The organism is Ornithinimicrobium cerasi (genome assembly GCF_003702705.1).
GTDB classification, from domain to species: domain Bacteria; phylum Actinomycetota; class Actinomycetes; order Actinomycetales; family Dermatophilaceae; genus Ornithinicoccus; species Ornithinicoccus cerasi.
Window position 1 is genome coordinate 262,533 of record NZ_QZMN01000005.1, and the last position, 24,618, is coordinate 287,150.

Sequence of the window (24,618 nt, forward strand, 5' to 3'; positions counted from 1 at the left end):
GATGTCCACGCCGACCGTCGACCTCCTCGTCCTCGCGGGCGGACGGGGCGAGCGCCTCGGGGGCCATGACAAGGCCGCCCTGGTGATCGGCGGCCGGACCCTGCTCGACCGCGTCCTCGACGCGTCCTCGCTGCTGGGCGGCGGGGTGGTCGTCGTCGGTGACACCCCGGTGCCCGAGGGCGTGGTGCGCACGGTCGAGGACCCGCCCGACGGCGGACCCGTGGCCGGGATCGCCGCGGGGCTCGCGGCCCTGGCCCAGGGGTTCCCTGCCGCGTGGGTCGCCGTCGTGGCCGTCGACCAGCCGGCCGCCCTCCCCGCCCTCACCGCCCTGCACGCGGCGTTGCCCGGGCTCCCCGACGACGTCGACGCGGTGAGCCACGCCGACCCCGGGGGTCACCGGCAGTGGCTGCTGGCCGTCTACCGCCGTGCCGCGCTGGAGGCGGCGCTCGCCGCCCTGCCCGGCCCACGTCATACCTCGGTCAGGCGGTTGGTCGCGGACCTGGCCTGGCACCTCGTGGAGCAGGGGGCCGAGCACGTGGGGGACGTGGACACGTGGGCGGCGGCGGCGGAGTGGGAGCGGCGCCTGGGCGGTGCGAGGATGGGCGCGGACGGGCGCGGGCGGCGGCCCGGGACGGAGGAGGTCTGATGGCGACGGTGAGGTACTTCGCGGCGGCGGCCGAGGCGGCCGGCACGGAGTCGGAGCGGGTGGCGGCCGACGACCTGGGCAGCCTCAAGGCCCGCCTCGTCGCCCTGCACGGGGCCGAGCTCGCGCGGGTGCTGAGCCGCAGCTCGGTCCTGCACGAGGGGCAGTACGTGAGCGACCCGAGCCTGCCGATCGCGCACGACGCGGTGGTCGACGTCCTGCCACCGTTCGCCGGTGGCTGAGCGACGGCCGGGTCTGTCCGTCGCGGGCAGTAGCGTCTGACCGTGCCGTCGGCGGACCTGCTCCTCCACGCCTACCCCGGGGTCGGGTGGTGGGGTGCGATCTGGGGGATCGTCGTCGGGGCGATGGTGCTGGTACGGCGACGACCGGACGGGAGGTGGTGGGCCGCAGGGGCGGCGGGGACGCTGGTGGCGGCGGCCCTCGTGCCGCCCCGGGGTGGCTGGGTCTCCGGCGTGGCGAGGGTGTGCGACCTGGGCGCGGAGCACGTGCTGATGCCGTGGCGGTGGGGCCAGCAGGACCCGCGCCTGGGGGCCGTGGTGCTCGTCCTCCTGGCCGGCGCCGTGGTGGCGCGGCGGCCGGCCTGGGTCGCCGGGCTGGCCGCCCTGCCGGTGGTCGTGGAGGTGGTCCAGTACGCGCTGCCCGGTCTCGGTCGGGCCTGCTCGGTGCCGGACCTCCTGCACACCTGGCTCGGGCTGGGGGTCGGGGTGCTGACCGGCCTGGGGGTCGGCGGTGCGGTCGCCCTCGCGCGGCGCGTGCCCCCGCGGGTGGTCACCGCCGGCCTGGCGGTGGTGCTGGGCCTGGCGGTCGTCGCCGGGGTGGCCGGGCAGGGCCGGGCCGCGGTCGACCCGCAGGCCCGCGTGCCGTTGGCCGGGGCGGAGCTGCTCGCGGGGTGGGACGACGCACCCGGTCCGGACGGCGCCGCGTGGTTGTCGGCCGGGACCGTCCCGGGGACGGGCACGGCATACCAGGGGATGGGGCGCGCCGCCCTGCGCGACCTGCACCTGCTCACCCGGGGGCCGGACGGTGAGGTGGCGCTGCCGCCGGCCGGGCCCAGCCCGAGGTGGGACTACTTCTGGCCGCGGGACGGGGCGTTCGTGGCGGCGGCGCTGGCCGGGACGGGGCACGGCGACGACGCCGCGGCGCTGCTGGTGGAGGTCGCCGGCCTCTACCTCGACCCGGGGCTGGGCCCGGACGCGCGCTACCTGCTCACCGGCGGACGGGTCACGACCGACCCGAGGCGGGCCCAGGGTGACGGCTGCGGATGGCTGCTGTGGGCGGTGCACGAGACCGGTCGGGCCGTGGGGCCGGGGTCGGATCACCCGGCGGACCTGCCCGCGGAGGTGGCCGGTCTGCGCGACCGCTGCACCGACCAGCTCCTGAGGTCGACCGGCGGCGGCAGCCACCTGCCGGCCCCGGGCCCGGACTACTGGGAGCGGACCACCTTCGAGCACCTGCTCGGCGTCGCCGCCCCGGTCGCGGCGGGGCTGCGGTCCGCCGCGCTGGACTACCGCGCGCTCGGCGAGGTCGAGCGCGCCGGCGAGGTCGAGCGGGCCGCGGCCGGGGTGCGTGCCGAGATCGAGCGGGTCTTCGGGCCGGGCTACCTGCGCGCCGGCACCGGCGGCGGGCTCGACGCGGCGACGGCGATGCTCCTGCCGCCGTTCGACCCCGACCCGCTGCCGGGCGTCCGCGAGGCGTGGTCGGCCTACCAGGAGCAGGCGCTGCGACCCGCCGGCGGCCTCGCCCCCGGCACGGCCTGGAAGCAGGACGGCATCTCCTGGACCCCGCAGGTCGGGCTGGTCGCCCTCACCGCCGCGGCCGCCGGCGAGGACGAGGTGGCCCGGCGGTGGCTGGACTGGCTGGACGTGCACCGCGCACCGTGGGGTTCGCTCCCGGAGAAGGTGGACTCGGCCGGCCGACCCGGGGGCCCGGCGCCGCTGGGGTGGACGACCGCCCTCGTGGTGCTGACCCTGGGCGCCCTGGAGCAGGACTCCCCGGCCGGCTGAGCCTCGGGCCGGGCGGGCCGGGCCCGGCCGACGCATCCCCGGTCGCTCAGGACGCGCCCTCCGTGAGGTGGCGGCGCCGCAGGACCACCACGAGGCCCAGCGCGGCGAGCGCGCCGACCCAGAGGTTCACCTCGGACCACACCCAGTGCCGCCCCGGTCCGGGCGCCGCCCAGGCGTCCACCCCGGCGGCGACGACCAGGGTCAGCCCGACGCCGGTGACCGTGGCGAGCACGGCCGACCCGGCGCGCACCCAGCCGGGCCGGCCGCGGGTGAGGGAGAGGGCGAGGCTGACGACCGTCGTCAGCATGGCGAGCAGGCCGGCCAGGAAGAGCGGCGACTCCCACGGTGAGAGGTCCAGGCCGCCGGCGATCCCGATGGCGGTGGACTTGGCTCCCCACAGCAGGACGGTGGCGACGGCGGCGACGAGGGCGAGGCGTGTGCTGTTCATGTCTCGAGGGTCCGGCCTCGGACCCGGCGGACGCCTCACTCCGCGGAGTGATGTGCGCTGACGTCCCGGTCCCTAGGCTCGGACCGTGGACCGCAGGACCGTCGCCGTCGTGCTGCTCGCCGCCGCGGGCGCGCTGCCGGTGCTCGCCGTGGCGCAGGGCTGGGGCTGGTACCTCGACGGACCCCTCCTCATCCTGCTCGCCGTGCTCGGGGGGTATGCCGCCGGCCTCTGGCTCCCGCGGTGGGCCGCCGTCGCCGGCGGCGTGCTGGCGGTCACCGGCCTCGTCCTCGCCAACCAGCTGCAGGACGCGGAGTACCACTGGATCGACGACACCGTCTTCTTCCTCGTGATCGTCGGCGGACCAGCCACCGCCGGGGCGGCGGTCGCGCTCCGGGCACGGCAGCTGCGGACCCTCGAGGCGCTCCGCGCCCAGCTCGACGAGCAGGAGCGGACCGAGGTCGCGGCCGCGCGACTGGAGGAGCAGACCCGGGTCCAGGAGCAGCTGCACGCCCGCCTGGCCGAGCGGATCGCCGGGATCGCCGTCCGGGCCGAGGGCGCCAGGCGGACCGTGGACCTGTCGCAGGACGCGTTCGTCGAGCTCGAGACCGAGGCCCGCGGGGTGCTGGACCAGCTGCGGGCCGTGCTCGGGTCGCTGCGCGAGGAGCCGACGGACCCCTCGGCGGGGGCCTCGACGGACCGGCCGCCGCAGGACGGGACGGACGCGCCCGCCGGCGAGGCGGCATACCCCGCCAGCGAGGGGGCACACCCGGCCCGCGAGGGGGCACACCCGATCCCCGGGCCGCGGCCGACCCGGCTGGACGTCGCGCTGGCGGTCGTCCTCGGCGGAGCGCTCGCCGTCGAGACGCTGGTCTCCTCGGTCGCCCGGGGACCGGCGTCCGCGAACGTGCTCGCCGCGCTCGTGGTGACGGCCCCGCTGGTGCTCCGGCGGCGCCGGCCCGTGCTGGCCGTCGGGGGCACGACGCTGGCGGCCACGCTGATGAGCCTGGCGCTGACCCCGGTGTCCGCGACGGTGACCGGGGTGGCGGTCACCGCGGTGGTGTTCTACTCGGTCGGCGCCTGGTGCCGGGGGCGGTCGGTGCTGGTCGGCCTGGCGGTGGCGGTGGCGGGCACCCTGCTGGTCGGGGTGGCCGCGGGGGTGGCCGCAGCCGACGGCGGTGGGCAGGCGCCCGTCGTGGTCGCCTGGGGACTGGGCGCGGCGGTGCTGGGACGGGTGACGGCGGGGTGGCAGGAGCGGGTCCGGCGCACCGAGGAGGTGCTCGCGGCGCTCCAGGAGGGGCGGGGTGTCGCGCTGCGGCTGGCCCGGGCCCGGGAACGGCAGGCGCTGGCCAGCGAGCTGCACGACACCGTGGCCCACGCGATGACGGTGGTGTGCCTGCAGGCCGGCGCCCGACGCAGGGTGGTCAGGGACTCCAGGGACTCCAGGGACTCCGTGGACGCGGGGGCGACGCTCGCGACGATCGCGGCGGCGGCGACCTCCAGCCTGGAGGAGCTGCGCGAGGGGCTCGACGCGATCGGCGCGGGCGAACGGCCGCTGGACCCGTCGCGGGTCGTCGCCCTCGGCCGACGTGTGGGGGTCGACGTCGACGTCACCGGCCCGCCGCCCGCCGTGACCGGTCCGGTGGCGACGCTCGGCCTGCGGGTGCTGCGCGAGGCGCTCGTCAACGCCGCGCGGCACGCCCCGGGGGCGACGGCGCACGTCGCCATGGACGGCGCGGGAGGGAGCCTGCTGATCGAGGTCGAGGACGACGGGGGGACCGGCGGGTCGCTGGTGACCGGGAGCGGCAGCGGTCTCGACGGGCTCGCCGACGCGGTCCGCGACGCCGGCGGCAGCCTCGAATGGGGACCGCGGGCGACCGGCGGATTCCGCGTCAGCGCCCGGATCCCCGGGGGTGCACCCGCGACGGCCGCCCCGGTCGAGGTGGGGTGTGCCGCCTCTGCCCAGCAGGCGCTGCCATGACCTCGGTCCTGCTCGCCGACGACCAGGAGCTGGTCCGCACCGGGCTGCGGATGATCCTGGCCGCCGAGGACGACCTCGAGGTGGTGGGCGAGGCGGCGGACGGCCGGGAGGCGGTGGACCTCGCGCACGAGCTGCGTCCCGACGTGGTGCTCATGGACATCCGGATGCCGGTGCTCGACGGGATCGAGGCGACGCGGCGGATCACCGGGTCGTTGCGGGACGTGCGGGTGGTGATGCTGACCACGTTCGACCGGTCGCAGCTCGTCTACGACTCGCTGCTCGCGGGCGCCAGCGGGTTCCTGCTCAAGGACGCGCCAGCCGAGCAGCTGGTCGGCGGGGTGCGGGCGGTGGCCCGGGGCGAGGAGCTGCTCGCCCCGCGGATCACCCGGCGGCTCATCGAGGAGTTCACCCGGGCGGGCCGGCAGGGTCGCCCGCCGGGTTACGACCAGCTGACCGAGCGGGAGACGGAGGTGCTCGGGCTGGTCGCCCGGGGTCGTTCCAACGCCGAGATCGCGACCGAGCTGTACGTCAGCGTGCAGACGGTGAAGACGCACGTGGCGAGGGTGCTGGCCAAGCTCGGCCTCCGGGACCGGGTGCAGGTCGTCGTGCTGGCCTACGAGCACGGGCTCGTGCGCCCGGGGGAGTGACGTGACCCCTCAGCCGCCGATGCGGCTCATCGGGCGGGGCGGCTGGAGGAAGCCGGGCTCGTTGATGCCGTGGCCGGGCAGCTTCGCGCCGATGGAGAGCCGGAACAGGGCGGCGAGCTCGTCGTCCGAGGCGCCCGAGCGCAGCGCCTCGCGCAGGTCCGTCTCGCCGGTCGCGAACAGGCAGTTGCGGATCTGGCCGTCCGCCGTCAGCCGCACCCGGTCGCACGTCCCGCAGAACGGCAGGGTCACCGACGCGATGACGCCGACCGTCGCGGGCCCGCCGTCGACGAGGAACAGCTCGGCGGGGGCGGAGCCACGGCTCTCGTCGGGCAGCGCCGTCAGCCGGTAGGCGGCGCGCAGCCGCTCGAGGATCTCCTCCCCGGTCACCATCCGCGACCGGTCCCACTGGTGCTGCGCGTCGAGCGGCATCTGCTCGATGAACCGCAGCTCGTAACCGTGCTCCAGCGCGAACGCCAGCAGGTCCACCGCCTCGACGTCGTTGACACCCCGCATCAGCACGGTGTTGAGCTTGACCGGCGTCAGCCCCGCCTCGGCCGCCCCGCGGATCCCCTCGAGGGTGTCGGAGAGCCGGTCCCGCTTGGCCAGGTCGAGGAAGACGTCGCGCCGCAGCGTGTCCAGGCTGACGTTGACCCGTGTCATCCCGGCCTCGCGCAGGGCCGCGGCGACGCGCGCCAGCCCCACCCCGTTGGTCGTCATCGAGATCTCCGGGGCCGGGTCCAGCGCGGCCAGCCCGGCCACCACCTCGACGAGGTCGCGGCGCAGCAGCGGCTCCCCGCCCGTGAGGCGGATCTCCTCGATCCCCAGGGACACCGCGACTCCCCCGAGCCGGACGAGCTCGGGCGTGGTGAGCATGGTGTCGCGCGGCAGCCAGGGCACCCCCGCCTCGGGCATGCAGTACGTGCACCGCAGCGAGCAGCGGTCGGTCACCGAGATGCGCAGGTCGCGGTGGACACGCCCGAAGCCGTCCACGAGCGGGCCGCGCGGGGTGACCCCGGAGGGGGTGCTCATCTAGTGGTCACCCCCGGCGACCTGGTCGAGCAGGTGCCCCAGGAGGGGCCCGATGACGTCCATGCCCTCCCGGACCGCGGACGGGCGCCCCGGCAGGTTGACCACGAGGGTGCCGCCGGCCCCCTGGTCCTGCGTCCAGTCGACGACGCCGACGACGCCACGGGAAGCGGCGGCATACGGGGTATGCCGTGCGCCCTCCCGGCGGAGCAGCTCGGCCAGTCCCGGGTTGTCGCGGGTGATGACGGTGCGGGTGGCCTCCGGGGTGAGGTCGCGCGGACCCATGCCCGTGCCGCCGGTGGTGACGACGAGCCGGTGGCCGAGGGCGACCGCCTGGCGAAGGGCACCGGCGACGGTGTCGATCCCGTCGGGGACGACCACGGGACCGTGCACGTCATACCCCAGCGTCTCGAGGGCGCCCAGGAGCACCTGGCCGGACTCGTCCTCGCGCCGACCGTCGGAGCTGCGGTCCGAGACGGTGACCGCGGTGACGGCATACCGCGGGGAGGGGAGGCTGGAGGGGGTCACGCGGTCAGTCTACGGAGCGTCGCTCAGAGCAACCGCTGGACCGCCCTCTCGGCGTCCCGCAGGAAGCGCAGGACGACGGCCCGCTCGTCCTCGTCGAGGGAGGCGTCGACCCGAGCCAGCTCCATGAACATCGGCAGCAGGTGACCGAGCACCTCCTCGCGACCGGTGGGGGTCACGGCGACGACGGTGCGCCGACGGTCGGTGGCGTGCGGCTGGCGCTCGACGTGCCCGCGGGCGGCGAGCCGGTCGACGATCCCGCTGGCCGCGGCGGAGGTGACGCCGAGGCGCTGGGCGAGCTCGCTGGGGCCGGTCGGGTTCTCCATGACGTGCTCGAGGACGGCCATCTCGGTGTGCGTGAGGCCGGCTCGACGGGCGAGCGCCGGGGTGGCGCGGTGGCTGACGTCGAGCAGGCTGCGCAGTGCGTCGAGCGTCTCGCTGCGCTGCCACGACTGGACCCAGGCCGTGCTGTGCTGCTCGGGGGCGGCGGCCGTGGCGGGCGACCGGTCGGGGGTGCTACTCTCTGTCACGAAGTTTCTCACTAACTTAGACATCTTCTTGGTTAGTCTGTACGGATCCTACCTGAAGGAGTTCTCCTCATGAACGGTCTCGTCTCCCTCCTGACGGGGCGACGCAGCTGGGTGCTGGCGCTGGTCGGGCTCATCCTCGGCGGCTGGCTGATCGCCGGCCTCGGACAGGCCGAGAACGAACCGGACCCCCTCTCCCAGCTCCCGGCCGGGTTCGAGAGCACCCAGGGCCAGGCGCTGCTGGAGGAGCTGCCCGACGAGGGGACCAGCGCCGCGATCGTGCTCTTCACCCGGGATGAGGGTGACATCGCCTCGGTGCTGCCCGAGCTCGGGGAGGTGCTGGCCGCCGCGTCGGAGACCTACGGCAGCGGCGACACGGCGGGAGGGCCGCCGCAGGGTGAGGGTCAACCCGGCGCCCCGGCCGAGGGGGAGGGTCAGCCGGGGGCTCCGGCCGAGGGGGAGGGCGGTCCGCCGCCCGGGGTGACGGAGGGCGGCATACCCGTCATCCCGTCCGAGGACGGCACCGCAGCGCTCGGGGTGCTCACCGTGGACTCGGCCTCCGCGACCGAGGTCCAGGAGGCGGTCACGGACCTGCGAGCCGACCTCGCCGAGGCCGTGCCGGACGGCGTGACGGCGCAGGTCACCGGGCCGGCCGCGATCCGTGCCGACCTCGCCTCGGTCTTCGACGGCGCCAACGTCACCCTGCTCGCCGTGACGGCCGGCGTCGTGGCGCTGCTGCTCATCCTGACCTACCGCAGCCCCGTCCTCTGGGTCGTCCCGCTGGCCGTCGTCGGCGTCGCAGACCAGGTCGCGGCGGTCGCCGCGACGCACGTCCTGAAGGCGACCGGGGTGCCGTGGGACGAGTCGACGATCGGCATCCTCTCGGTCCTGGTCTTCGGTGCGGGAACCAACTACGCACTGCTCCTCATCTCGCGCTACCGCGACGAGCTGCGCACCCACGAGTCGCGTCACGAGGCGATGGCGGTCGCCCTGCGTCGCGCGTCCGAGGCGATCATCGCCAGCGCGAGCACGGTCGTGGTGGGCGTGCTGTGCCTGCTGCTGTCCGTCTTCCCCAGCACCCGGGGCCTGGGTCTGGCCTGCGCCGTCGGTGTGACGGTGGCCGCGATCGGTGTCCTCGGGCTGCTGCCCGGAGCCCTCGTGGCGTTCGGCCGGTGGGTGTTCTGGCCCCAGGTCCCCCGCGAGGGGCAGGTCGTGCTGAGCGAGTCCCGCTCGGTGTGGCGCCGCATCGGGGACGCGGTCGCCACCGCGCCGGCGGTCTACGTCGTCGGGACGCTGGCTGTGCTGGGTGCGATGGCGTTGGGTCTGACGCAGCTGCGCAGCGGGCTGGCGCCGGAGGACCAGTTCCTCGACACCCCCCAGGCGATCACCGCGGCCCAGCGGCTCGCGGAGTCCTTCCCCGCCGGCACCTCCGACCCCCTGCTGGTGGTCAGCCGCAGCGACGACGCGGCCGAGCTGGAGGAGCTCGCGACGACGCTCGGCGAGGTCGACGGGGTGACCACCGCCACCGCGCTGCCGCCCGTCGAGGGCATCGGCCAGGTGCAGCTCGTCCTCGAGGCCGAGCCGGGCAGCACGGCGTCGGAGGACACGGTCGCCGCCGTGCGTGGGGCTCTCGACGGACGGGCGGACACCTACGTCACCGGCGGCGAGGCCTCGGCCGTCGACGCCGACGCGGGTGCGGTCCGCGACCGCTGGGTGGTGATGCCGCTCATCCTGGTCCTGGTGCTCGGGGCGCTGATGGGCCTGCTGCGCTCGGTGCTGGCCCCGGTCATCCTCGTCGCCTCGGTCGTCGCGACGTTCTGCGCGGCGCTCGGCGTCTCGTGGTGGATCTTCACCGGGATCTTCGGCTTCGGTGCCGTCGACGCGACCATGCCGCTGCTCGCCTTCCTCTTCCTCGTCGCCCTCGGCGTGGACTACAACATCTTCCTCATCACCCGCACCCTGGAGGAGGCACGCGGTCACGGCACCCGCGAGGGCGTGCTGCGGGCGCTCGGCGCGACGGGCGGGGTGATCACCAGCGCCGGCATCCTGCTCGCGGCCGTGTTCGCCGTGCTCGGCGTGCTGCCGCTCGTGGTGCTCGCCCAGATCGGCGTGGTCATCTGCATCGGTGTGCTGCTCGACACCCTCGTCGTCCGGACCGTGCTCGTCCCCGCGATCGTGCGCCTGCTCGGCGAGCGGTTCTGGTGGCCGCGCAAGGTCGGCCCGGGCGTCGGTCCGCGGCACGCGGAGGGTCAGCCGGAGCGGGAGGTCGAGCCGGCGGTCGGCTGAGCGGCTCCGTCCGCGCCAGGCGGCGGTCGAGCACCAGGATCCACCCCGTGCGACGTCCTCGACGCTGCACCGGGTGGATCCTGCTGCATCGAGGGACCCGCGGTGAGGTGATGCAGCAGGACAACCCCACGTGCGTCGTCCTCGTTGCCGCACCGGAGGCAATCCGGCTGGGCGGCCGACGGGAGGTCAGGGCGCGCGCGAGCGACCGGGGCGGTGCGGCGGCGCTGCTAGGTTGACGCGGTGACGGACGGGCGGGGCGTGCGGTGAGCCCGGGGCGCCACCTCGTCGACGTCCGGCCGCTGCGGGAGAGCGCCGCGTTCCGCCGGTTGTGGCTCAGCGGGGTGCTCTCCGGGCTGGGCGGCCAGATCGCGGTCGTCGCCGTCCTGTTCCAGGTGTGGGACACCACCCGCAACCCCTACTGGGTCGGTGCGATCGGGCTGTTCCAGGCCGTGCCGATGGTGGTCCTGGGCCTGGTCGGCGGCCCGCTGGCAGACGTCCTCGACCGCCGGGTGGTCGGGCTCTGGTCGACCGGGGCCCAGGCGCTCGCCGCGCTCGGGCTGGCCAGCCAGCTCGTCCTGGGACCGCACCCGCTGGTGGTGATCCTCCTGCTCGTCGCGGCCCAGACGGGGGCCGGCGCGCTCGGTGCCCCCGCCCGACGGACCTACACCACGCGCCTGCTGCCGCGGGCGCTCGTCCCCGCCGGGATCGCCCTGCTGATGATCGCTTTCCAGGCCGCCATGCTCGTCGGCCCCGCGGTCGGGGGCATCCTCATCGACGTCGCGGGCGTCGCGGTCTGCTACCTCGTCAACGCCGTGGCCCTCCTCGTGTCCTGGACGGCCGTCCGGAGCCTCCCGTCCATGCGACCCGGCCGGGCGACGCGCCCGGACGCCGCCCCGGCCCCGGCCTCGGCCCGCTCCCGCCTCCTGCGTCGCGTCGGCACCGCGGTCGGGATGCTCGGCGAGGGGGTCGTTCTCATCGCGCGACGCCCGGTGCTCCGCGGCTCCTTCCTCGTCGACCTGGCGGCCACCCTGCTCGCCTTCCCGGTCGCGCTCTTCCCGATGCTCAACGAGGAGCGCTTCGGCGGCGACCCCCGCACCCTCGGCCTCTTCCTGTCCTCGATGGCCGTCGGCGGCCTGCTCGCCGGCCTCTGGTCCGGCGCCGTGACCCGCGCCCACCGGCTCGGTCTCGTGCAGCTCGGCGCCGCCACGGTCTGGGGTATGGCGCTGCTCGCCTTCGCCCTCTCCGGCCCGGTCTGGCTGGCGCTGGGCTTCCTCGCCGTGGCGGGGGCGGCCGACACCGTCTCGGTGACCACCCGGGCGGCCATGGTGCAGCTGGACACCGCCGACAGCCACCTGGGCCGGGTGTCGGCGGTCGAGCACGTCGTCGGGGTGGCCGGCCCGGACCTGGGCAACCTGCGGGCCGGTGTGGTCGCCGGCCTGACCACGCCGGCGTTCGCGGCGGTCACCGGTGCGGCGCTGTGCGTCGTGGGGGTGGCGGTCGTCGGGCTGACCCATCGCGGGGTGCGCGACTTCCGGGTCACCTGACGCCTGACCGTGGCGTCATCCCTCGGACGCCGCCCGGGCTCAGGCGGTGGCGGCCAGCCGCCCTGAGTGGTGTCGGCCGACGGGCAGCACCATCGGCCGGCCCGAGACGGGGTCCGGCACGACCTCGCTGCTCATCCCGAAGACGGTGCGGATGACGGCCGGGGTCAGCACCTCGGACGGATCACCGCTGGCGACGATCCGGCCCCGGGACAGGGCGACCAGACGGTCGGCGTAGCGGGCCGCGAGGTTGAGGTCGTGCAGCACCATGACGATGGTCGTGCCCCGGTCGCGGTTGAGGTCGGTGAGCAGGTCGAGCACCTCCACCTGGTGGCAGATGTCCAGGTAGGTGGTGGGCTCGTCGAGCAGGAGGATGTCGGTGCGCTGGGCCAGGGCCATCGCGATCCAGACGCGCTGGCGCTGCCCACCGGAGAGCTCGTCGACCACCCGGTCGGCGAGGTCGGAGGTGCCGGTCAGGTCGAGCGCCTCGGCGACGGCGAGGTCGTCGGCCCCGGACCACCGGCTCAGCAGGCGCTGGTGAGGGCTGCGGCCGCGGGCGACGAGATCGGCGACGACGATGCCCTCGGGCGCGACCGGGGACTGCGGCAGGAGGCCGAGGGTGCGCGCCACCTCCTTGGTCGGCTGGCGGTGCAGCTCCTTGCCGTCGAGCAGCACGCGTCCGCCCGAGGGGGGCAGGAGCCGGGCCAGCGCCCGCAGCAGGGTGGACTTTCCGCAGGCGTTGGCCCCGACGATCACCGTGATCCGGCCGTCGTCGACGCGCAGGTCGAGCTCCTCGACGACCGTCCGGTCGCCGTAGGCCAGCGTGACGGCCTCGGCGACCAGGGTGTGGGCGGTGGTCATGGAGAGCCTCCGGCGCGGTTGGTGCGGATCAGCAGGTGGACGAGGTAGGGCGCCCCGAGCACGCCGGTGACGACGCCGACGGGGTAGCGGTTGCCCGCGGCATGCTGGCCGACGAGGTCGGCACCCAGGACCAGGACGGCGCCGACGAGGGCGGCCGGCACCATGAGCGAGGTGCCGGGGCCGACGATGCGGGCGGCGATCGGGCCGGCGAGGAAGGCGACGAACGCGATCGGACCGGCGGCGGCGGTGGCGAGGGCGACGAGACCGACGGCCGCCAGGATGGCGATGACCCGGGTGCGCTCCACCGGGACGCCCAGCGCGGCGGCGGCGTCGTCGCCGTGCTGCATGAGCCGCAGCGGCCGCGCCTGGGCGAGGAGGACCGGGGCGAGGACCAGGACGGCGAGGGTCAGCGGCGCCACGGTCGACCACACCGCCCCGTTCACGCTGCCGGTCAGCCAGCGCATCGCGGTCTGCAGGTCCCAGGTGGCCGCTCGCACGATGACGTAGGAGACGACCGAGTCGAGCATCGCCGAGATGCCGATCCCGATGAGGATGAGCCGCGTCCCGACCACCCCGTCCCGGTAGGCGAGCAGGTAGATGACCAGGGCGGTGAGCAGCGCCGCCCCGATCGCCACGAGGGAGACGAGCGACTCGGGCAGGCGCAGCACCACGATCGCCACCACCGCGGCGGCGCTCGCCCCCGAGCTGATGCCGATGACGTCCGGCGAGGCCAGCGGGTTGTGCAGCATGGTCTGGAAGGTGACCCCGGCGAGGCCGAGGGCCAGGCCGGCGACGAGCGCGAGCGTCGTGCGGGGCAGCCGCAGCTCACCGACGGCGAACGAGGCTCCGGGAACGTGCTGCCCGAGGACGACGCGCAGCACCTCACCGGGGCCGTAGAAGGTCTGACCGACCATGAGGCTGGTGGCGACCAGCGCGACGACGACCGCGGCGAGGATGCCGGTGAGCAGGGCGCGCGAGCGGGCGCGGCCGAGCCGTCCGGAGGTGACGGAGACGAGGGTGGTCGTCACAGGGTCCTCCCGCGCATCCGGCGCACCACGACGATGAACACGGGGGCGCCGACGAGCGCCGTGACGATGCCGACGTCCACCTCTGAGGGGCGGGCGACCAGGCGGCCGACGAGGTCGGCGGCGGTCAGCAGCGCGGCCCCGACCACCATGGAGAGGGGCAGCAGCCACCGGTGGTCGCTGCCCACGAGCAGGCGGCAGGCGTGCGGCACGACGAGGCCGACGAACCCGATCGGGCCGGCGACAGCGGTCGCGGCGCCGCAGAGCAGCACCGCACCGGTGGCCGCCGCCGCCCGGGTGAGCGCGACGCGCTCGCCGAGCCCGGCCGCCAGGTCGTCTCCCAGGGCGAGCGAGTTCAGCCCCCGGGCGACCACCAGGCACAGGAGCGTGCCGACGAGCAGGAAGGGCAGCACGGTGCCGATGCGCCCCAGGCTGGCCCCGCCCACCCCGCCGATCTGCCAGAACCGGAACGAGTCCATCACCGCGATGCGCGGCAGGAGGATGGCGCTGATGAGCGAGCTGAAGGCCGCCGACGTCGCGGCCCCGGCCAGGGCGAGCTTCAACGGGGTCGCCCCCCCGCGCCCGAGCGAGCCCACGACATACACGAGGACGGCGGACACGGCGGCGCCGGCGATGGCGACCCAGATGAAGCCGGTCGGGGAGCTGAGACCGGCGAAGGCGATCCCGACGACGACCGCGAGGGAGGCACCGGCCGTGACCCCGAGGATCCCCGGGTCCGCGAGCGGGTTGCGGGTGACGCCCTGCATCACCGCACCGGCCAGGCCCAGCACCGCCCCGACGAGCATCGCGAGCAGGGTGCGGGGGAGGCGCTTGTGCACCGCCGCCTGGGAGACGTTCTCGTCGAGCCCGCCGAGCGCGGCGAGGAGGTCCTCGAGGCTGACGTCGCGCACGCCGAGGGTCACCGACAGCACGGCGAGGACGCCGAGCGCCGCCACCGCGAGGGCCAGCCCCGCCAGGCGCGGCGATGCCGTCACGGAGCGGGGCCGGGCCGCACCCCGTGGCGGTGAGTCCAGGACGGCGGTCACCGGGTCGCGTCGGCGGCCTCGGCCAGGATCGAGAGGTAGTCCTCCAGGCCCCAGGCGACGGACAGGGGCGAGGGGTTGGCGGCCGCGGCGAGCGGGCTGTCGTCCTCCAGGACGGCCACGGCGCCGCGCTCGACCGCGGGGATCGTGGACATCAACGGGTCACCCTGGACGAGCTCCAGGACCGAGCCGTCGGTCGCTCCGTAGGTGATGAACAGGTCCACGTCGGAGAAGGCGTCGCTCCTCTCCGCGCTGACCGTCTCGTAGAAGGAGTCGCTTCCCTGGGACGCCTCGGTGACGACCTGCGGCGTCTGCATGCCGAGGCTGCCCAGGAACCCGGCCCGCGGGTCGGCGCTGGTGTAGAAACCGATCTGGCTGAGGTCGTTGGGGTCCACGTAGGTGAACAGACCGGTCAGCCCCTCCAGCTGCGGGAAGCCCGCCACCGTCTCGGCGATCTCGGCGTCCAGGTCGGTGACCAGCTGCTCGCCCTCCGCCGCCAGCCCGAGCGCCTGGCTGTTGAGCTCGATCATCTCGTCCATCGTGGTGCCCCAGGCGATGTCCGGGTAGGCGACGACGGGCGCGATCTTGCTCAGCGTGTCGTACTCCTCCTGGGTCAGGCCGGAGTAGGCGGCGAGGATGACGTCGGGGCTGGTGTCGGCGACCGCCTCGAAGTCGATGCCGTCGGTCTCGTCGAACAGCACGGGGGTCGGCGCACCGAGCTCGCCGAGCCGGTCCTCGACCCAGGGCAGGACGCCGTCGCCGTCGTCGTCGCCCCAGGTGGCCCTGCTCATCCCCACCGGCACGACACCCAGCGCCAGCGGCACCTCGTGGTTGGCCCAGGCCACGGTGGCGACGCGCTGCGGCGCCGCCTCGATCGTGGTCTGCCCGTAGGCGTGCTGCACGGTGACCGGGAAGGCTGCCGGGTCGGCGTCGGTCACGCTGCCTCCCGACCTCCCTGCGGCGTCGGCGGCGGTCCCGCCGGTGGTGGCGGCCTCACCGCAGGAGGCGAGCAGGAGGGCCGAGGCCACCGCGGCGGCGGTGGCGGAGGCGCGGGTCAGCAGCACAACTTCTCCTCGATCGGGGTTTGGTGAGGGTAACCTAAGTTAGGGTACGGTCCCGTTGTCAAATCATCCGAAGGAGCCAGCTGACGTGAGCATCGCCCTCTCCACCACCGTCGTCCCTCCCGAGCGGGACGTGCACCGGTGCGTCCGGGGAACGGTGGGCGCGGTCGTGGAGGTCGCGCCGTGGCTGCGTCGTCTCACGGTCCGCGTCCCCGAGATGCAGGGGTATGACGTGCTGGGGCCCGACGAGTACGTCGGCCTGGTCATGCCGCGTCCGGGCGCCGCACTGCCGGACCTGTCCTCGGTCCGCGGTCCCAACCCCCGGCCGGTCCTGGGCGCGCTGCCCGAGTCCGTGCGGCCGGACGTGCGCTGGTACACCGTGCGGGGCTGGCGGCCGGCGACGGCCGAGCTGGACCTGGAGATCGTCCTGCACCCGGCGGGAGAGGTGGCTGAGGGCCCCGGTGCCACCTGGCTGCGCGGGGTCCGCGCAGGTGACCCGGTCGCGGTGCAGACGGGGTCGGCGAGCTTCGTCCCTGACAGCGGCGCCCGGGTGCGGCTGGTCGCGGGGGACGAGACGGCATACCCCGCGATCGCCGGGGTCGTCGAGGCGACGCAGGGGAGGGGCCAGGCGCTGCACGTCCTCCTCGAGGTGGGGAGGACGGGGGTCCTGCCCGACCTGCCGACCCCGGGGACCGGCAGCCTCACGGTGGTCGTCCGCGGCGACCGGCGTCCCGGGCAGGCGCTGCTCGAGGCCGTGCGAGCCGCGGACCTGTCCGACCTCGACGACGCGTGGGTGGCCGGCGAGCAGGAGCTGGCGGCATCGGTGCGGCGTCACCTGGTCGCGGAGAGGGGGTTGGCCAGGACCTCGGTCTACTTCTGCGCCTACTGGATCCTGGGGCGTCCGCGCGGCTGAGACCGTGCTCGGCGTGCTACCCATAGGCATGACCACTCCTGAGCACACCCAGAAGGTCGTCACCGCGCAGCGGCAGGTGGCTGCCGGCGCCGACCTGATCTTCGGCCTCGTCGCCGACCCCGCCGAGCAGCCCCGCTGGGACGGCAACGACAACCTGGCGGAGGCGCCGGCCGGGCAGCGGGTCAGGGCCGTCGGCGACGTCTTCTTGATGCGGCTGACCAACGGCAAGGACCGGGAGAACCACGTCGTCGAGCTCGAGGAGGGACGGCGGATCGCCTGGCGCCCGGCCAGCCCGGGGGAGGAGCCGGCGGGGCACCTGTGGCGGTGGGAGCTCGAGCCGCTCGACGCCACCCACACCCTGGTGACGCACACCTACGACTGGAGCGAGCTGCGCGACGAGGCGCGGCTGGCGCGGGCCCGGGCCACCACGGCGGACATGCTGGCCGCCTCGGTGGACCGGCTCGCCGCACTCGCCGAGCGCCTGGACGCCGCGGCCCGGCACGCCGCGGGCGAGGAGGAGGTGGCCGGGTGATCGAGCTGCTCACCCCGGACGAGGTCGACCGGGCCCGTCCCGCCGGGCGGTTCGTCGGCGACACGCTCCGGGCCCTGCAGGAGCGCGTCGAGGTGGGGACCAACCTGCTCGAGATCGACGCGTGGACCGCGCAGCGGATCGCCGACCGGGGCGCGGTGTCCTGCTACGTCGACTACGCGCCCTCGTTCGGGCGGGGGCCGTTCGGTCACGTCATCTGCACCTCGGTCAACGACGCGGTGCTGCACGGGCTGCCGCACGACTACGCCCTGCAGCGGGGTGACCTGCTCACCCTCGACCTGGCGGTCTCCGTCGACGGCTGGGTCGCCGACGCCGCCGTCACCTTCAGCGTCGGGCAGCCGGCGGCGGAGGCGGACCAGCGGATGATCGAGGCGACCCGGCGGGCGCTCGACGCCGCCGTCCGGCGGGCCCGCCCCGGCAACCGGGTCGGCGACCTGTCGCACGTGATCGGGCGGACCCTGCGGCGGGCGGGGTACGGGGTGAACACCGACTTCGGCGGCCACGGGGTCGGCTCGACCATGCACCAGGACCCGCACATCCCCAACGACGGCAAGGCGGGCAAGGGGCCGCGCCTCCAGCCGGGGATGCTGCTAGCCATCGAGCCGTGGGTGATGGCCGACACCGAGCGGCTCGTCGTCGACGACGACGGCTGGACGCTGCGCAGCGAGACGGGTGCGCGCACCTGCCACGTCGAGCACACCGTCGCGGTGACCGACGGCGACCCGGTGGTCCTGACCCTGCCGGGTCCGCGCGGGGAGGGGTGAGGGTCGTGGAGCGGACCACGCTGAGGGGCACCTGGCTGATCACCGGCCTGCGCGGCACCGTCGCGCCCAAGGTCGCGGCACGGGTGGTGGAGCTGGGCGGGGAGGTCGCCGCCTGGGACCGCGAGGCCGTCCCGGTCGACGACGTCGCCGCGGGGGCCGACTTCCTCGCCGCCCTGCGCCCGGCCGGCATCCTCCACCTGGGCATGGGTGCGGAGGAGTGGGCCGGGCGGCTCGCCGGTCACGCTGCGGAGCACCGGCTGCCCTTCGTCACCACCAGCTCGGTGTCGGTGTTCGGCGACGCGCCCGGTGACCCGGACGGCCCGTTCCGCCCGCAGGACGAGCCGACCGCCCGGGACGACTACGGCAGCTACAAGGCGCGCTGCGAGCAGGCGGTGCGCACGGCATACCCGGCCGCGGTCGTCGCCCGGATCGGCTGGCAGGCCGACCCCGACGGGCTGGGCAACAACATGGTGGCGCAGCTCGCCGCCCAGGCCGAGGCCGGCGGCGGGACGGTGCGGGCGAGCCGTCTGTGGCGCCCGGCGACGTCGTGGATGAGCGACACCGCGGCCGCCCTCGTCGCGCTGGCGACCTCCGGCCGCTCCGGCACCGTCCACCTCGACAGCAACGCCGCGGACGGGTGGACCTTCCCCGAGATCGTCCGGTATGTCGCCCGCCTCACCGGCCACGACTGGACGGTCGAGGAGCACGAGGAGCTGGACCACGACACCCGGCTGGTCGGGGACGAGGACCTGATCCCCCCGCTCTCCGCGCGACGCTGATGCGGTTCGGCGTCTCGGTCCCCTGTTTCGGGGTCGGTCTGGACGCCGCGCTCGTGGCGCGATGGGCCGTCTCCGCGGAGCGGGCCGGGTGGGACGGGTTCTTCCTCTGGGACCATCTCTTCGCCTTCGAGCCCGGACCGGTCGACGTCGTCGACCCGTTCATCGCCCTCACCGCGGCCGCGTGCGCCACCGAGCGGGTGCGGCTGGGCACCCTCGTCACCCCGCTCCCGCGCAGGCGCCCCCTCGTCGTGGCCCGCCAGAGCGTCACCCTCGACCGCCTCAGCGGCGGGCGGCTGGTGCTCGGGGTCGGCACCGGCGCGTTCCCGTTCGAGTGGGACTACTGCGGCGAGGAACCGGACCCCGTCGTCCGCGGCGACATGCTCGACGAGCACCTGGACCTGCTCGACCGGCTGTGGACCGGTGAGCCGGTCACGCACGAGGGGCCTTCCTACCGGGTCGCCGGGCCGGACTGGTCGGGGGTCTGCTGGCCGCCGGCGCTCCAGGAGCCGCGGATCCCGGTCTGGGTGGGCGGGAGCTGGCCGGGACGGCGGCCCTTCGCCCGGGCCGCCCGGTGGGACGGGGTGGTGCCCATGCGGGCGGACGGCTCCTGGGAGGTGGCCGACACCACCGCGGTCACCGCGCGGATGAGGTCGCTGCGCGGGGGGCTGGACGGCTTCGACGTGGCGGTCCCCGGGGAGAGCGAGGCCGACGACCCCGACCGCCTGGGCCGCTTCCGTGAGCACGCGGACGCCGGGGCGACCTGGTGGGTCGAGGCGGTGCACCCGTGGCGCTTCGGCCATGTCGACGGCGCGGCGTGGCCGCTCGTGGCGATGCACGAGCGGATCCGGGCCGGCCCCTGACCGCGGCGCTACGACGGGGTCGGTCGCACCGGCGGGTGCGCGACGTCGTACGACGCGAGCTCTGCCTCGGTGGGCACCTCGAAAAGCTCCCGCCAGGTCCCGATCTGCTCCCGCGTGATGGCTGGCCGCTCCCGGCCCCTGGTGGCGATGCGTCGCCAGAGCTCGTCGTCGGGCGCGTCGAGGAAGTGGAGCTCCACCAGGGCGCCACGTGCCCGGGCGTCCTCGCGCAGGCCGTCGCGCTGGCTGCGGGCCCAGGTGCCCCACTCCACCACCACGCTGCAACGGACCTCCAGCAGCTCCAGAGCCAGCCCGTGCTGCAGCTGCTCCACTCCCTCCCGTGCCTCGACGTCCCACAGGCTCATCCGCAGCTGCTGCATCCACTCGTCGGCGCAGAGGCGCACGGCACCGCGCTCGCGAGCCAGTCGGGTGGCCGCCGTCGTCTTCCCGCTCCCGGGCAGGCCGCAGACGATCACCAACGTCGCCCGGGGTGGTCCCGGAGCCGCACGGTCCATGCGCCGCACTCTAGGCCGACCGGTGGAGGTCGCGGTCGGGTCGGGGAAAAGTGGTCGACCGGGCGGGTGAGGCCGGGCCACCATGGCTCATGCCTCTGGACGTGCGGGTGACGAGCGGGGTGGTCCGGGGCCGGGAGGAGGACGGGGTAGCGGTCTTCCGCGGGATCCCCTACGCCTCGCTGGCCGCGCGCTTCGGCCCGCCCGGACCGGCGGTCCCCTGGGACGGCGTCCGGGAGGCTGACCGCTTCGGTCCTCCTCCGCCCCAGGGCGCGGGGTCGGGCCTGGACGCACCGGAGGAGCCGGGGGAGGAGTGGCTGACCCTCAACGTCTGGACGCCCGACCTGGGTGGCACATGGCCGGTGATGGTGTGGATCCACGGTGGTGCCTACCTCTTCGGGCGCTCGGACCTGCCGGAGTACGACGGCGGCCTGCTGGCCCGGGGCGGGGTGGTCCTGGTGACCTTCAACTACCGGGTCGGGCTGGAGGGCTTCGGCCAGGTGGAGGGGACACCGGCCAACCGGGGGCTGCTGGACCAGGTGGCGGCGCTGGAGTGGGTGCGGGCGAACGTCGGCGCCTTCGGCGGTGACCCGGACCGGGTCACCGTCTTCGGGCAGTCGGCAGGTGGGGGGTCCGTGGCTGCGCTGATGGCGGTGCCCCGGGCACGTGGGCTCTTCGCCCGGGCGATCGCCCAGAGCGTTCAGGGGAGCTTCTTCACCCCAGCCCTAGCCGCCGACGTCACCCGCGCGTGCGCCACCGAGCTCGGCGTGCAGCCCGCCGACCTGCCCACGGTGGACCCCTGGCTCCTCCCGCTGGCCGCCGACGCGGTGCTGGGGCGGATGGACCAGCATGCCGACCGGTGGGGACGGGCCGCGCACGGACGGATCCTCCTCGCCCCGGTCGTGGACGGGGACCTCCTGCCGACCACGCCGTGGGCGGGTCTGAGCGGCGAGGTGGAGCTGATGGTGGGCCACACCCGCGACGAGCAGCGCCTGCTCACCGCCCTCGCGGGGGAGCTGGGCCAGATCGCGGAGGCCCGGGCCGTGGAGACGGCCGAGATCTTCGCGCCGGACCCGGGGCGCTACCGGACGGCCCTCCCCGACCCCGAGGAGCTCTACGAGGTGGTCCGGTCCGACTGGTTGTTCCGGATGCCCTCGCTCACGCTGGCCGGGTCGCAGCTCGAGGCCGGCGGGGCGGCCCACCTCTACGAGCTGACCTGGGAGGCGCCCGGGATGGGCGGGATGCTGGGCGCCTGCCACGGCCTCGACGTGCCCCTGGTCTTCGGCAACCTCACCGCCGGGCAACCCGCGATGCTGCTCGGTGAGCCCACCGAGGAGGCCCTGGCGGTGTCGGAGCAGATGCGCACCGCCTGGATCTCCTTCGCCACGACCGGCGACCCCGGCTGGCCGGGTTTCGACACCGGGGCGACCCGGGTGTTCGACGCCAGGCCGGCGGTCACGCCATACCCGGAGGTGCTCTCCCGGGAGATCTGGCGCGGCCTGACCCCCGGGGTGCTCGACCTGACGCCACCGCCGGGAGAGGCGGCTGCCGCCGGCCAGCAGCCGTAGGGTGAGCAGAGCCAGCCAGCCCCCTCCCGATCGGAGACCGACATGACGTCCACCCCGTCCGTGCCGGACTTCGCGGCGGAGGTCGAGGCGCTCCGCACCGACGGCATCACGGGCCTGCGGGGGGCGTTCAGCCGGGAGTGGGTGGCGCAGCTGGGCGAGGACGTGGAGGCGGCGTTCGCCGAGGCACGTGGTCGCGAGGGCGGTGCGGTGGGGCGCGGTCCGCAGCGCTGGTACGTCGAGGTGCACCCCGAGCAGATCCGCGGCTTCCTCGACCTGGTGGACCACGACTGGGTCAGGGGGGTGTCCGAGGCGGTGCTGGGACCCGACTACGAGATCGTGGAGATCGGGTTCGACATCCCCTTCCCGGGTGCCCGGGACCAGCCGTGGCACCGCGACTTCCCGATGCCGGAGGAGACCCGTGTCGAGCGCCGGCTCACCTCGCTCGCGTTCAACGTCACGACCGTGGACACCGTCGACGAGATGGGTCCGTTCGAGATCGCGCAGGGCACCCAGTGGGACGACTCGCCGACGTTCGACCACGGCATGTTCCCGCCGAAGGAGGAGTACGGGCGCTACGAGGGGCTGGCGCAGCGGAAGTACCCGCAGATGGGTGACATCTCGGTGCGTTCGGCCCTCACCATCCACCGTGGCACCACGAACCGCTCCCAGCTCTCGCGTCCGGTGGTCGTGCTGGGGGTCGACGCGCCGGGCGCCGGCAACGCCGAGCACCACGACCTCGCGATGACGCACGGCTACGCGCAGCGCCTGCCCGAGCGGGTGCGCGCGCACCTGCGGTGCCCGGTGGTGGACGAGCTGACCCCGATCACCCAGAAGCACACCATCGAGGGTCTGGTGATGGGCTGACCGTGGCCGGCCCGCCCGACGTCCGCTCCCGGGTCACGGCTGCCCGGTCGGTGGCCGTCCTCCTCGCCCTCGTCGCCCTGTTCATCATGATGGGGCTCATCGACCTGCTCACCCTGCCGGGCTGGGTGGATCAGCGGTACGAGTGGGAGGTGCCGCTCGAGGCGAGCTGGGGGGCGCTGTTCACCTTCTTCCTGGCGGGCGGGTACGTCTGGGTGGCCCTCTTCCCCCGGGCTCCGTGGCCGGCTTTCGTGCAGCTGGCGATCAGCGCGTCGGCGCTGCTGGTCAGCGCCGGGGCCGGTGCCGACCCGCGACCCCTCGTCGTGGCGCTGGGGGTCGTCGGGTCGGGACTGGTCCTGTGGTTGCTGCTGGGCAGACCCGCTGCTCCGAGGCTGGCCAGGCCCGCGGTGGCGTGGGCGCCCATGACCGTGGCGCTGCTCGGGTTCCCGCTCTGGCTCCCCTACGCGCTCGAGGCTCTCGCCCGCTCCCGGAGCGGCGAGCTCGGGACGATCACCCAGGGGATCGAGCACTGGCCGGTGCAGGGCGCCGTCGCCGTCGCCCTCCTGCTGGCCTCCCTGGCCGTCTCGCTGTGGGAGGACGCGCGCCCGCTGCTCCGGCTGGCGATCGCGCCGTCCGCGGTCTACATCGGTATGGCGGAGCTCGCCCACCCCGACAGGGCCGGCGCGATGGGGAGTCTGCCGTGGGGGGTCGGCGTCACCCTGTGGGGCCTGCTCTTGGCACTGGTCGTCGTCCCGCGCTCCCGCACCGGGAACGGCGCAGGGCCGGCCGATGCATGATGCATCGGCCGGCCCTGTGTCGTCAGGCGGCCTGCGGCCGCCGGTCGACGCTCCGGGAGCGTCGGTGTGTCAGTTCTCGTCGCGGACGACCCGGCTCTCGCGGCTGCCGGACTTGGCCAGGCCCCGGGAGATCATGTAGCCGATGGTCAGGAAGGTGATGTAGCGCATCGCCTGCTCCGCGCCGAAGGCGTCGCCGCCCTCGCCGCCGGCATCGGCGCTGCCGTTGTCGCCGACGACGAACGCGGTGATGACGATCGCGGCGACGGCCGCGAGGTAGGCGAAGAACTCGGTGGTCTTGGTGGACGACTTGGTCTCCGAGCCCAGGCGGGTCGCGGGGAGGTCGTGAATGGCGTGGTCAGTGTTCGACATGAAGGATCCTTGATGGAGTCGGGGGTGTAGTGCTCGCGATTGGCGGCGCAACAGGGGCGGCACAGGGAATGTGAGGCTGTTGTTCTCAACCTTCATTCCCGCGAGGCTTTCCTACGTCGTCAACACTGCGGCACCTTTTCCCGACCCCCGACGGGGGGAACGGCCCTGGCGTGGTGACGGTTCACCCTGCCAGGGCCTGGGCCGCCTCATGAGTTGATGCGCGTCGACCGTGGGCACCAGCCTAGGTCCGCGGCCCCTGCGCCGGCGTTCTGAATCAGTCCGCGAGGCCCGTGCTGACGGGGACGGGCGGTGCGCTCGCGACGTAGCGGGCGGTCGGGTCGAGCATGCCGTGCTGCACGCCCCACCGGACGCGGGTCAGCCCGTGCTCCTGCAGCGGCCAGCCACCTGGCTGTGAGGGGGTGGCCGTCGACGGAGGGGGCGTGGACACCCGGCCGCGGGACCGGTGGCGATCTCGGTGAGGACCCGGGCGAGCCCGGCCGGCGCACCCGGATTCGCCGGGTGGCGCCAGGACGGGCTGCCGGTCGAGCCTGGACCTGGTCGGCAGGCGGGGACGCGGTCTGGGGGCGGACGGTCATACGTGCGCCGGACTCAGGGTCTCGTGAACGACGACGTAGGGGCGTGCGAGAGGCGGCCGTCCGAAGCAGCTCGGTGGTCGGGGCGCGGACGCGGTGGCTGACGTCTCCCCGCTAGCGGTCTGCCGAGCCCTGTTCTGGACCCAGCAGACCTCGGCCGACCTTCAGGGGCCCCCGAAGGTCCGCCTCCTAGCGACGGTACCCCCTTCGGGGTGACCCCACCGGGTGGATCAGCGGCGGAGGTGGCCGACGCGGGTGGGAGCGGGTGGTTCTGCCGGCTTTCTGCTGCCGGCCACGGCAGCGCGGGTGAGACGATCTGGGCATGAACAGCCCGGATCAGTTCCTCCACGATCTGTCGGCCGTGGCGCGGTCCTTGCAGAACGAGACCGGCACCCAGGCGACCCTGGAGATGGCGGTGAG

Annotated in this window: 26 protein-coding genes; 15 read left to right on the plus strand and 11 right to left on the minus strand. The window is 74.9% G+C overall.

The genetic code is table 11. The annotated features are described in order from the left end of the window. The first annotated feature begins 1 nt into the window (after position 1). The 3 genes from mobA to D4B81_RS07910 are packed head-to-tail and all read left to right on the plus strand — an operon-like array spanning position 2 to position 2,667. Positions 2 to 646 carry a molybdenum cofactor guanylyltransferase gene (gene mobA / locus D4B81_RS07900; protein ID WP_161965040.1) on the plus strand — a complete coding sequence of 215 codons (645 nt, stop codon included), beginning with the start codon at positions 2 to 4 and terminating at the stop codon, positions 644 to 646. Then, the gene (locus D4B81_RS07905) at positions 646 to 885 is read left to right on the plus strand and encodes a MoaD/ThiS family protein (protein ID WP_122261860.1); all 240 of its coding nucleotides are present in this window, start codon (positions 646 to 648) and stop codon (positions 883 to 885) included. Before mobA ends, D4B81_RS07905 begins: the two co-directional genes overlap by 1 nt. A gap of 42 nt (positions 886 to 927) precedes the next feature. Then, positions 928 to 2,667 (plus strand): glycoside hydrolase family 15 protein, encoded by a 1,740-nt coding sequence (locus tag D4B81_RS07910; protein WP_122261861.1) that lies wholly within the window; start codon positions 928 to 930, stop codon positions 2,665 to 2,667. Positions 2,668 to 2,713: 46 nt separating this feature from the next. On the opposite strand, the gene D4B81_RS07915 is transcribed toward D4B81_RS07910, so the two are convergent. Then, positions 2,714 to 3,115 carry a hypothetical protein gene (locus tag D4B81_RS07915; RefSeq protein WP_122261862.1) on the minus strand — a complete coding sequence of 134 codons (402 nt, stop codon included), beginning with the start codon at positions 3,113 to 3,115 and terminating at the stop codon, positions 2,714 to 2,716. Positions 3,116 to 3,200: 85 nt separating this feature from the next. Here D4B81_RS07915 and D4B81_RS19145 point away from each other — a divergent pair, with 85 nt between their 5' ends. Both D4B81_RS19145 and D4B81_RS07925 read left to right on the plus strand, forming a co-directional pair. Further along, complete coding sequence (locus D4B81_RS19145; RefSeq protein WP_122261863.1) at positions 3,201 to 5,093, plus strand: sensor histidine kinase; 1,893 nt, start codon at positions 3,201 to 3,203, stop codon at positions 5,091 to 5,093. Then, complete coding sequence (locus D4B81_RS07925) at positions 5,090 to 5,740, plus strand: response regulator (protein ID WP_122261926.1); 651 nt, start codon at positions 5,090 to 5,092, stop codon at positions 5,738 to 5,740. Before D4B81_RS19145 ends, D4B81_RS07925 begins: the two co-directional genes overlap by 4 nt. A 9-nt stretch (positions 5,741 to 5,749) precedes the next feature. Here the strand turns inward: D4B81_RS07925 and moaA are convergent, their stop codons facing one another. Genes moaA through D4B81_RS07940 form a run of 3 tightly spaced genes read right to left on the minus strand, consistent with a single transcriptional unit; the run spans position 5,750 to position 7,821 of the window. Continuing rightward, a complete protein-coding gene (gene moaA, locus D4B81_RS07930; RefSeq protein WP_122261864.1) occupies positions 5,750 to 6,769 on the minus strand; it encodes a GTP 3',8-cyclase MoaA in 1,020 nt (339 codons plus the stop codon). Next, positions 6,770 to 7,294 (minus strand): MogA/MoaB family molybdenum cofactor biosynthesis protein, encoded by a 525-nt coding sequence (locus D4B81_RS07935; protein ID WP_122261865.1) that lies wholly within the window; start codon positions 7,292 to 7,294, stop codon positions 6,770 to 6,772. It lies immediately after the preceding gene. Between the two features lie 23 nt (positions 7,295 to 7,317). Continuing rightward, positions 7,318 to 7,821 carry a MarR family winged helix-turn-helix transcriptional regulator gene (locus tag D4B81_RS07940; protein ID WP_237565889.1) on the minus strand — a complete coding sequence of 168 codons (504 nt, stop codon included), beginning with the start codon at positions 7,819 to 7,821 and terminating at the stop codon, positions 7,318 to 7,320. Between the two features lie 69 nt (positions 7,822 to 7,890). Here D4B81_RS07940 and D4B81_RS07945 point away from each other — a divergent pair, with 69 nt between their 5' ends. Both D4B81_RS07945 and D4B81_RS07950 read left to right on the plus strand, forming a co-directional pair. Continuing rightward, positions 7,891 to 10,104 carry an MMPL family transporter gene (locus D4B81_RS07945; RefSeq protein WP_122261867.1) on the plus strand — a complete coding sequence of 738 codons (2,214 nt, stop codon included), beginning with the start codon at positions 7,891 to 7,893 and terminating at the stop codon, positions 10,102 to 10,104. Positions 10,105 to 10,367: 263 nt separating this feature from the next. After that, complete coding sequence (locus D4B81_RS07950; RefSeq protein ID WP_122261868.1) at positions 10,368 to 11,648, plus strand: MFS transporter; 1,281 nt, start codon at positions 10,368 to 10,370, stop codon at positions 11,646 to 11,648. Positions 11,649 to 11,687: 39 nt separating this feature from the next. Here the strand turns inward: D4B81_RS07950 and D4B81_RS07955 are convergent, their stop codons facing one another. Genes D4B81_RS07955 through D4B81_RS07970 form a run of 4 tightly spaced genes read right to left on the minus strand, consistent with a single transcriptional unit; the run spans position 11,688 to position 15,638 of the window. Then, on the minus strand, positions 11,688 to 12,506 hold the full coding sequence (locus D4B81_RS07955; RefSeq protein WP_122261869.1) for an ABC transporter ATP-binding protein: 819 nt from the start codon (positions 12,504 to 12,506) through the stop codon (positions 11,688 to 11,690). Next, positions 12,503 to 13,534, minus strand: a complete 1,032-nt coding sequence (locus D4B81_RS07960) for a FecCD family ABC transporter permease (RefSeq protein WP_122261870.1) — start codon at positions 13,532 to 13,534, stop codon at positions 12,503 to 12,505. The genes D4B81_RS07955 and D4B81_RS07960 overlap by 4 nt, the downstream gene beginning before the upstream one ends. Beyond that, on the minus strand, positions 13,531 to 14,577 hold the full coding sequence (locus D4B81_RS07965) for a FecCD family ABC transporter permease (RefSeq protein ID WP_202613620.1): 1,047 nt from the start codon (positions 14,575 to 14,577) through the stop codon (positions 13,531 to 13,533). The genes D4B81_RS07960 and D4B81_RS07965 overlap by 4 nt, the downstream gene beginning before the upstream one ends. Beyond that, the gene (locus tag D4B81_RS07970; protein ID WP_122261871.1) at positions 14,574 to 15,638 is read right to left on the minus strand and encodes an iron-siderophore ABC transporter substrate-binding protein; all 1,065 of its coding nucleotides are present in this window, start codon (positions 15,636 to 15,638) and stop codon (positions 14,574 to 14,576) included. Before D4B81_RS07970 ends, D4B81_RS07965 begins: the two co-directional genes overlap by 4 nt. Positions 15,639 to 15,723: 85 nt before the next feature. Here D4B81_RS07970 and D4B81_RS07975 point away from each other — a divergent pair, with 85 nt between their 5' ends. The 5 genes from D4B81_RS07975 to D4B81_RS07995 are packed head-to-tail and all read left to right on the plus strand — an operon-like array spanning position 15,724 to position 19,501. After that, positions 15,724 to 16,548, plus strand: a complete 825-nt coding sequence (locus tag D4B81_RS07975; RefSeq protein ID WP_161965041.1) for a siderophore-interacting protein — start codon at positions 15,724 to 15,726, stop codon at positions 16,546 to 16,548. Positions 16,549 to 16,576: 28 nt separating this feature from the next. Continuing rightward, positions 16,577 to 17,080: an SRPBCC family protein gene (locus tag D4B81_RS07980; RefSeq protein ID WP_122261873.1), complete on the plus strand. Its 504-nt coding sequence runs from the start codon at positions 16,577 to 16,579 to the stop codon at positions 17,078 to 17,080. Beyond that, positions 17,077 to 17,862: a type I methionyl aminopeptidase gene (map, locus tag D4B81_RS07985; RefSeq protein ID WP_122261874.1), complete on the plus strand. Its 786-nt coding sequence runs from the start codon at positions 17,077 to 17,079 to the stop codon at positions 17,860 to 17,862. The genes D4B81_RS07980 and map overlap by 4 nt, the downstream gene beginning before the upstream one ends. A 5-nt stretch (positions 17,863 to 17,867) precedes the next feature. After that, entirely contained in the window at positions 17,868 to 18,641 is a 774-nt protein-coding gene (locus D4B81_RS07990; RefSeq protein WP_161965042.1) for a sugar nucleotide-binding protein, read from the plus strand. Next, positions 18,641 to 19,501, plus strand: coding sequence for an LLM class flavin-dependent oxidoreductase (locus D4B81_RS07995; protein ID WP_122261876.1), 861 nt, complete (start codon positions 18,641 to 18,643; stop codon positions 19,499 to 19,501). Before D4B81_RS07990 ends, D4B81_RS07995 begins: the two co-directional genes overlap by 1 nt. Positions 19,502 to 19,509: 8 nt before the next feature. Here the strand turns inward: D4B81_RS07995 and D4B81_RS08000 are convergent, their stop codons facing one another. Further along, positions 19,510 to 20,013, minus strand: coding sequence for a P-loop nucleotide/nucleoside kinase family protein (locus D4B81_RS08000; protein ID WP_122261877.1), 504 nt, complete (start codon positions 20,011 to 20,013; stop codon positions 19,510 to 19,512). Between the two features lie 89 nt (positions 20,014 to 20,102). Between D4B81_RS08000 and D4B81_RS08005 the strand changes: the two genes are divergently transcribed. From D4B81_RS08005 to D4B81_RS08015, 3 genes are read left to right on the plus strand one after another with little or no spacing between them, the layout of a single operon-like run. Further along, positions 20,103 to 21,578 (plus strand): carboxylesterase/lipase family protein, encoded by a 1,476-nt coding sequence (locus D4B81_RS08005; RefSeq protein WP_122261928.1) that lies wholly within the window; start codon positions 20,103 to 20,105, stop codon positions 21,576 to 21,578. A gap of 42 nt (positions 21,579 to 21,620) precedes the next feature. After that, positions 21,621 to 22,442 (plus strand): phytanoyl-CoA dioxygenase family protein, encoded by an 822-nt coding sequence (locus tag D4B81_RS08010; RefSeq protein ID WP_122261878.1) that lies wholly within the window; start codon positions 21,621 to 21,623, stop codon positions 22,440 to 22,442. 2 nt (positions 22,443 to 22,444) lie between these two features. Then, on the plus strand, positions 22,445 to 23,236 hold the full coding sequence (locus tag D4B81_RS08015) for a hypothetical protein (protein WP_122261879.1): 792 nt from the start codon (positions 22,445 to 22,447) through the stop codon (positions 23,234 to 23,236). Between the two features lie 69 nt (positions 23,237 to 23,305). Here D4B81_RS08015 and D4B81_RS08020 read toward each other — a convergent pair whose 3' ends face one another. Further along, positions 23,306 to 23,605 carry a hypothetical protein gene (locus tag D4B81_RS08020; RefSeq protein WP_122261880.1) on the minus strand — a complete coding sequence of 100 codons (300 nt, stop codon included), beginning with the start codon at positions 23,603 to 23,605 and terminating at the stop codon, positions 23,306 to 23,308. A gap of 274 nt (positions 23,606 to 23,879) precedes the next feature. Further along, positions 23,880 to 24,053 carry a hypothetical protein gene (locus D4B81_RS18055; protein WP_161965043.1) on the minus strand — a complete coding sequence of 58 codons (174 nt, stop codon included), beginning with the start codon at positions 24,051 to 24,053 and terminating at the stop codon, positions 23,880 to 23,882. Positions 24,054 to 24,618: the final 565 nt, after the last annotated feature.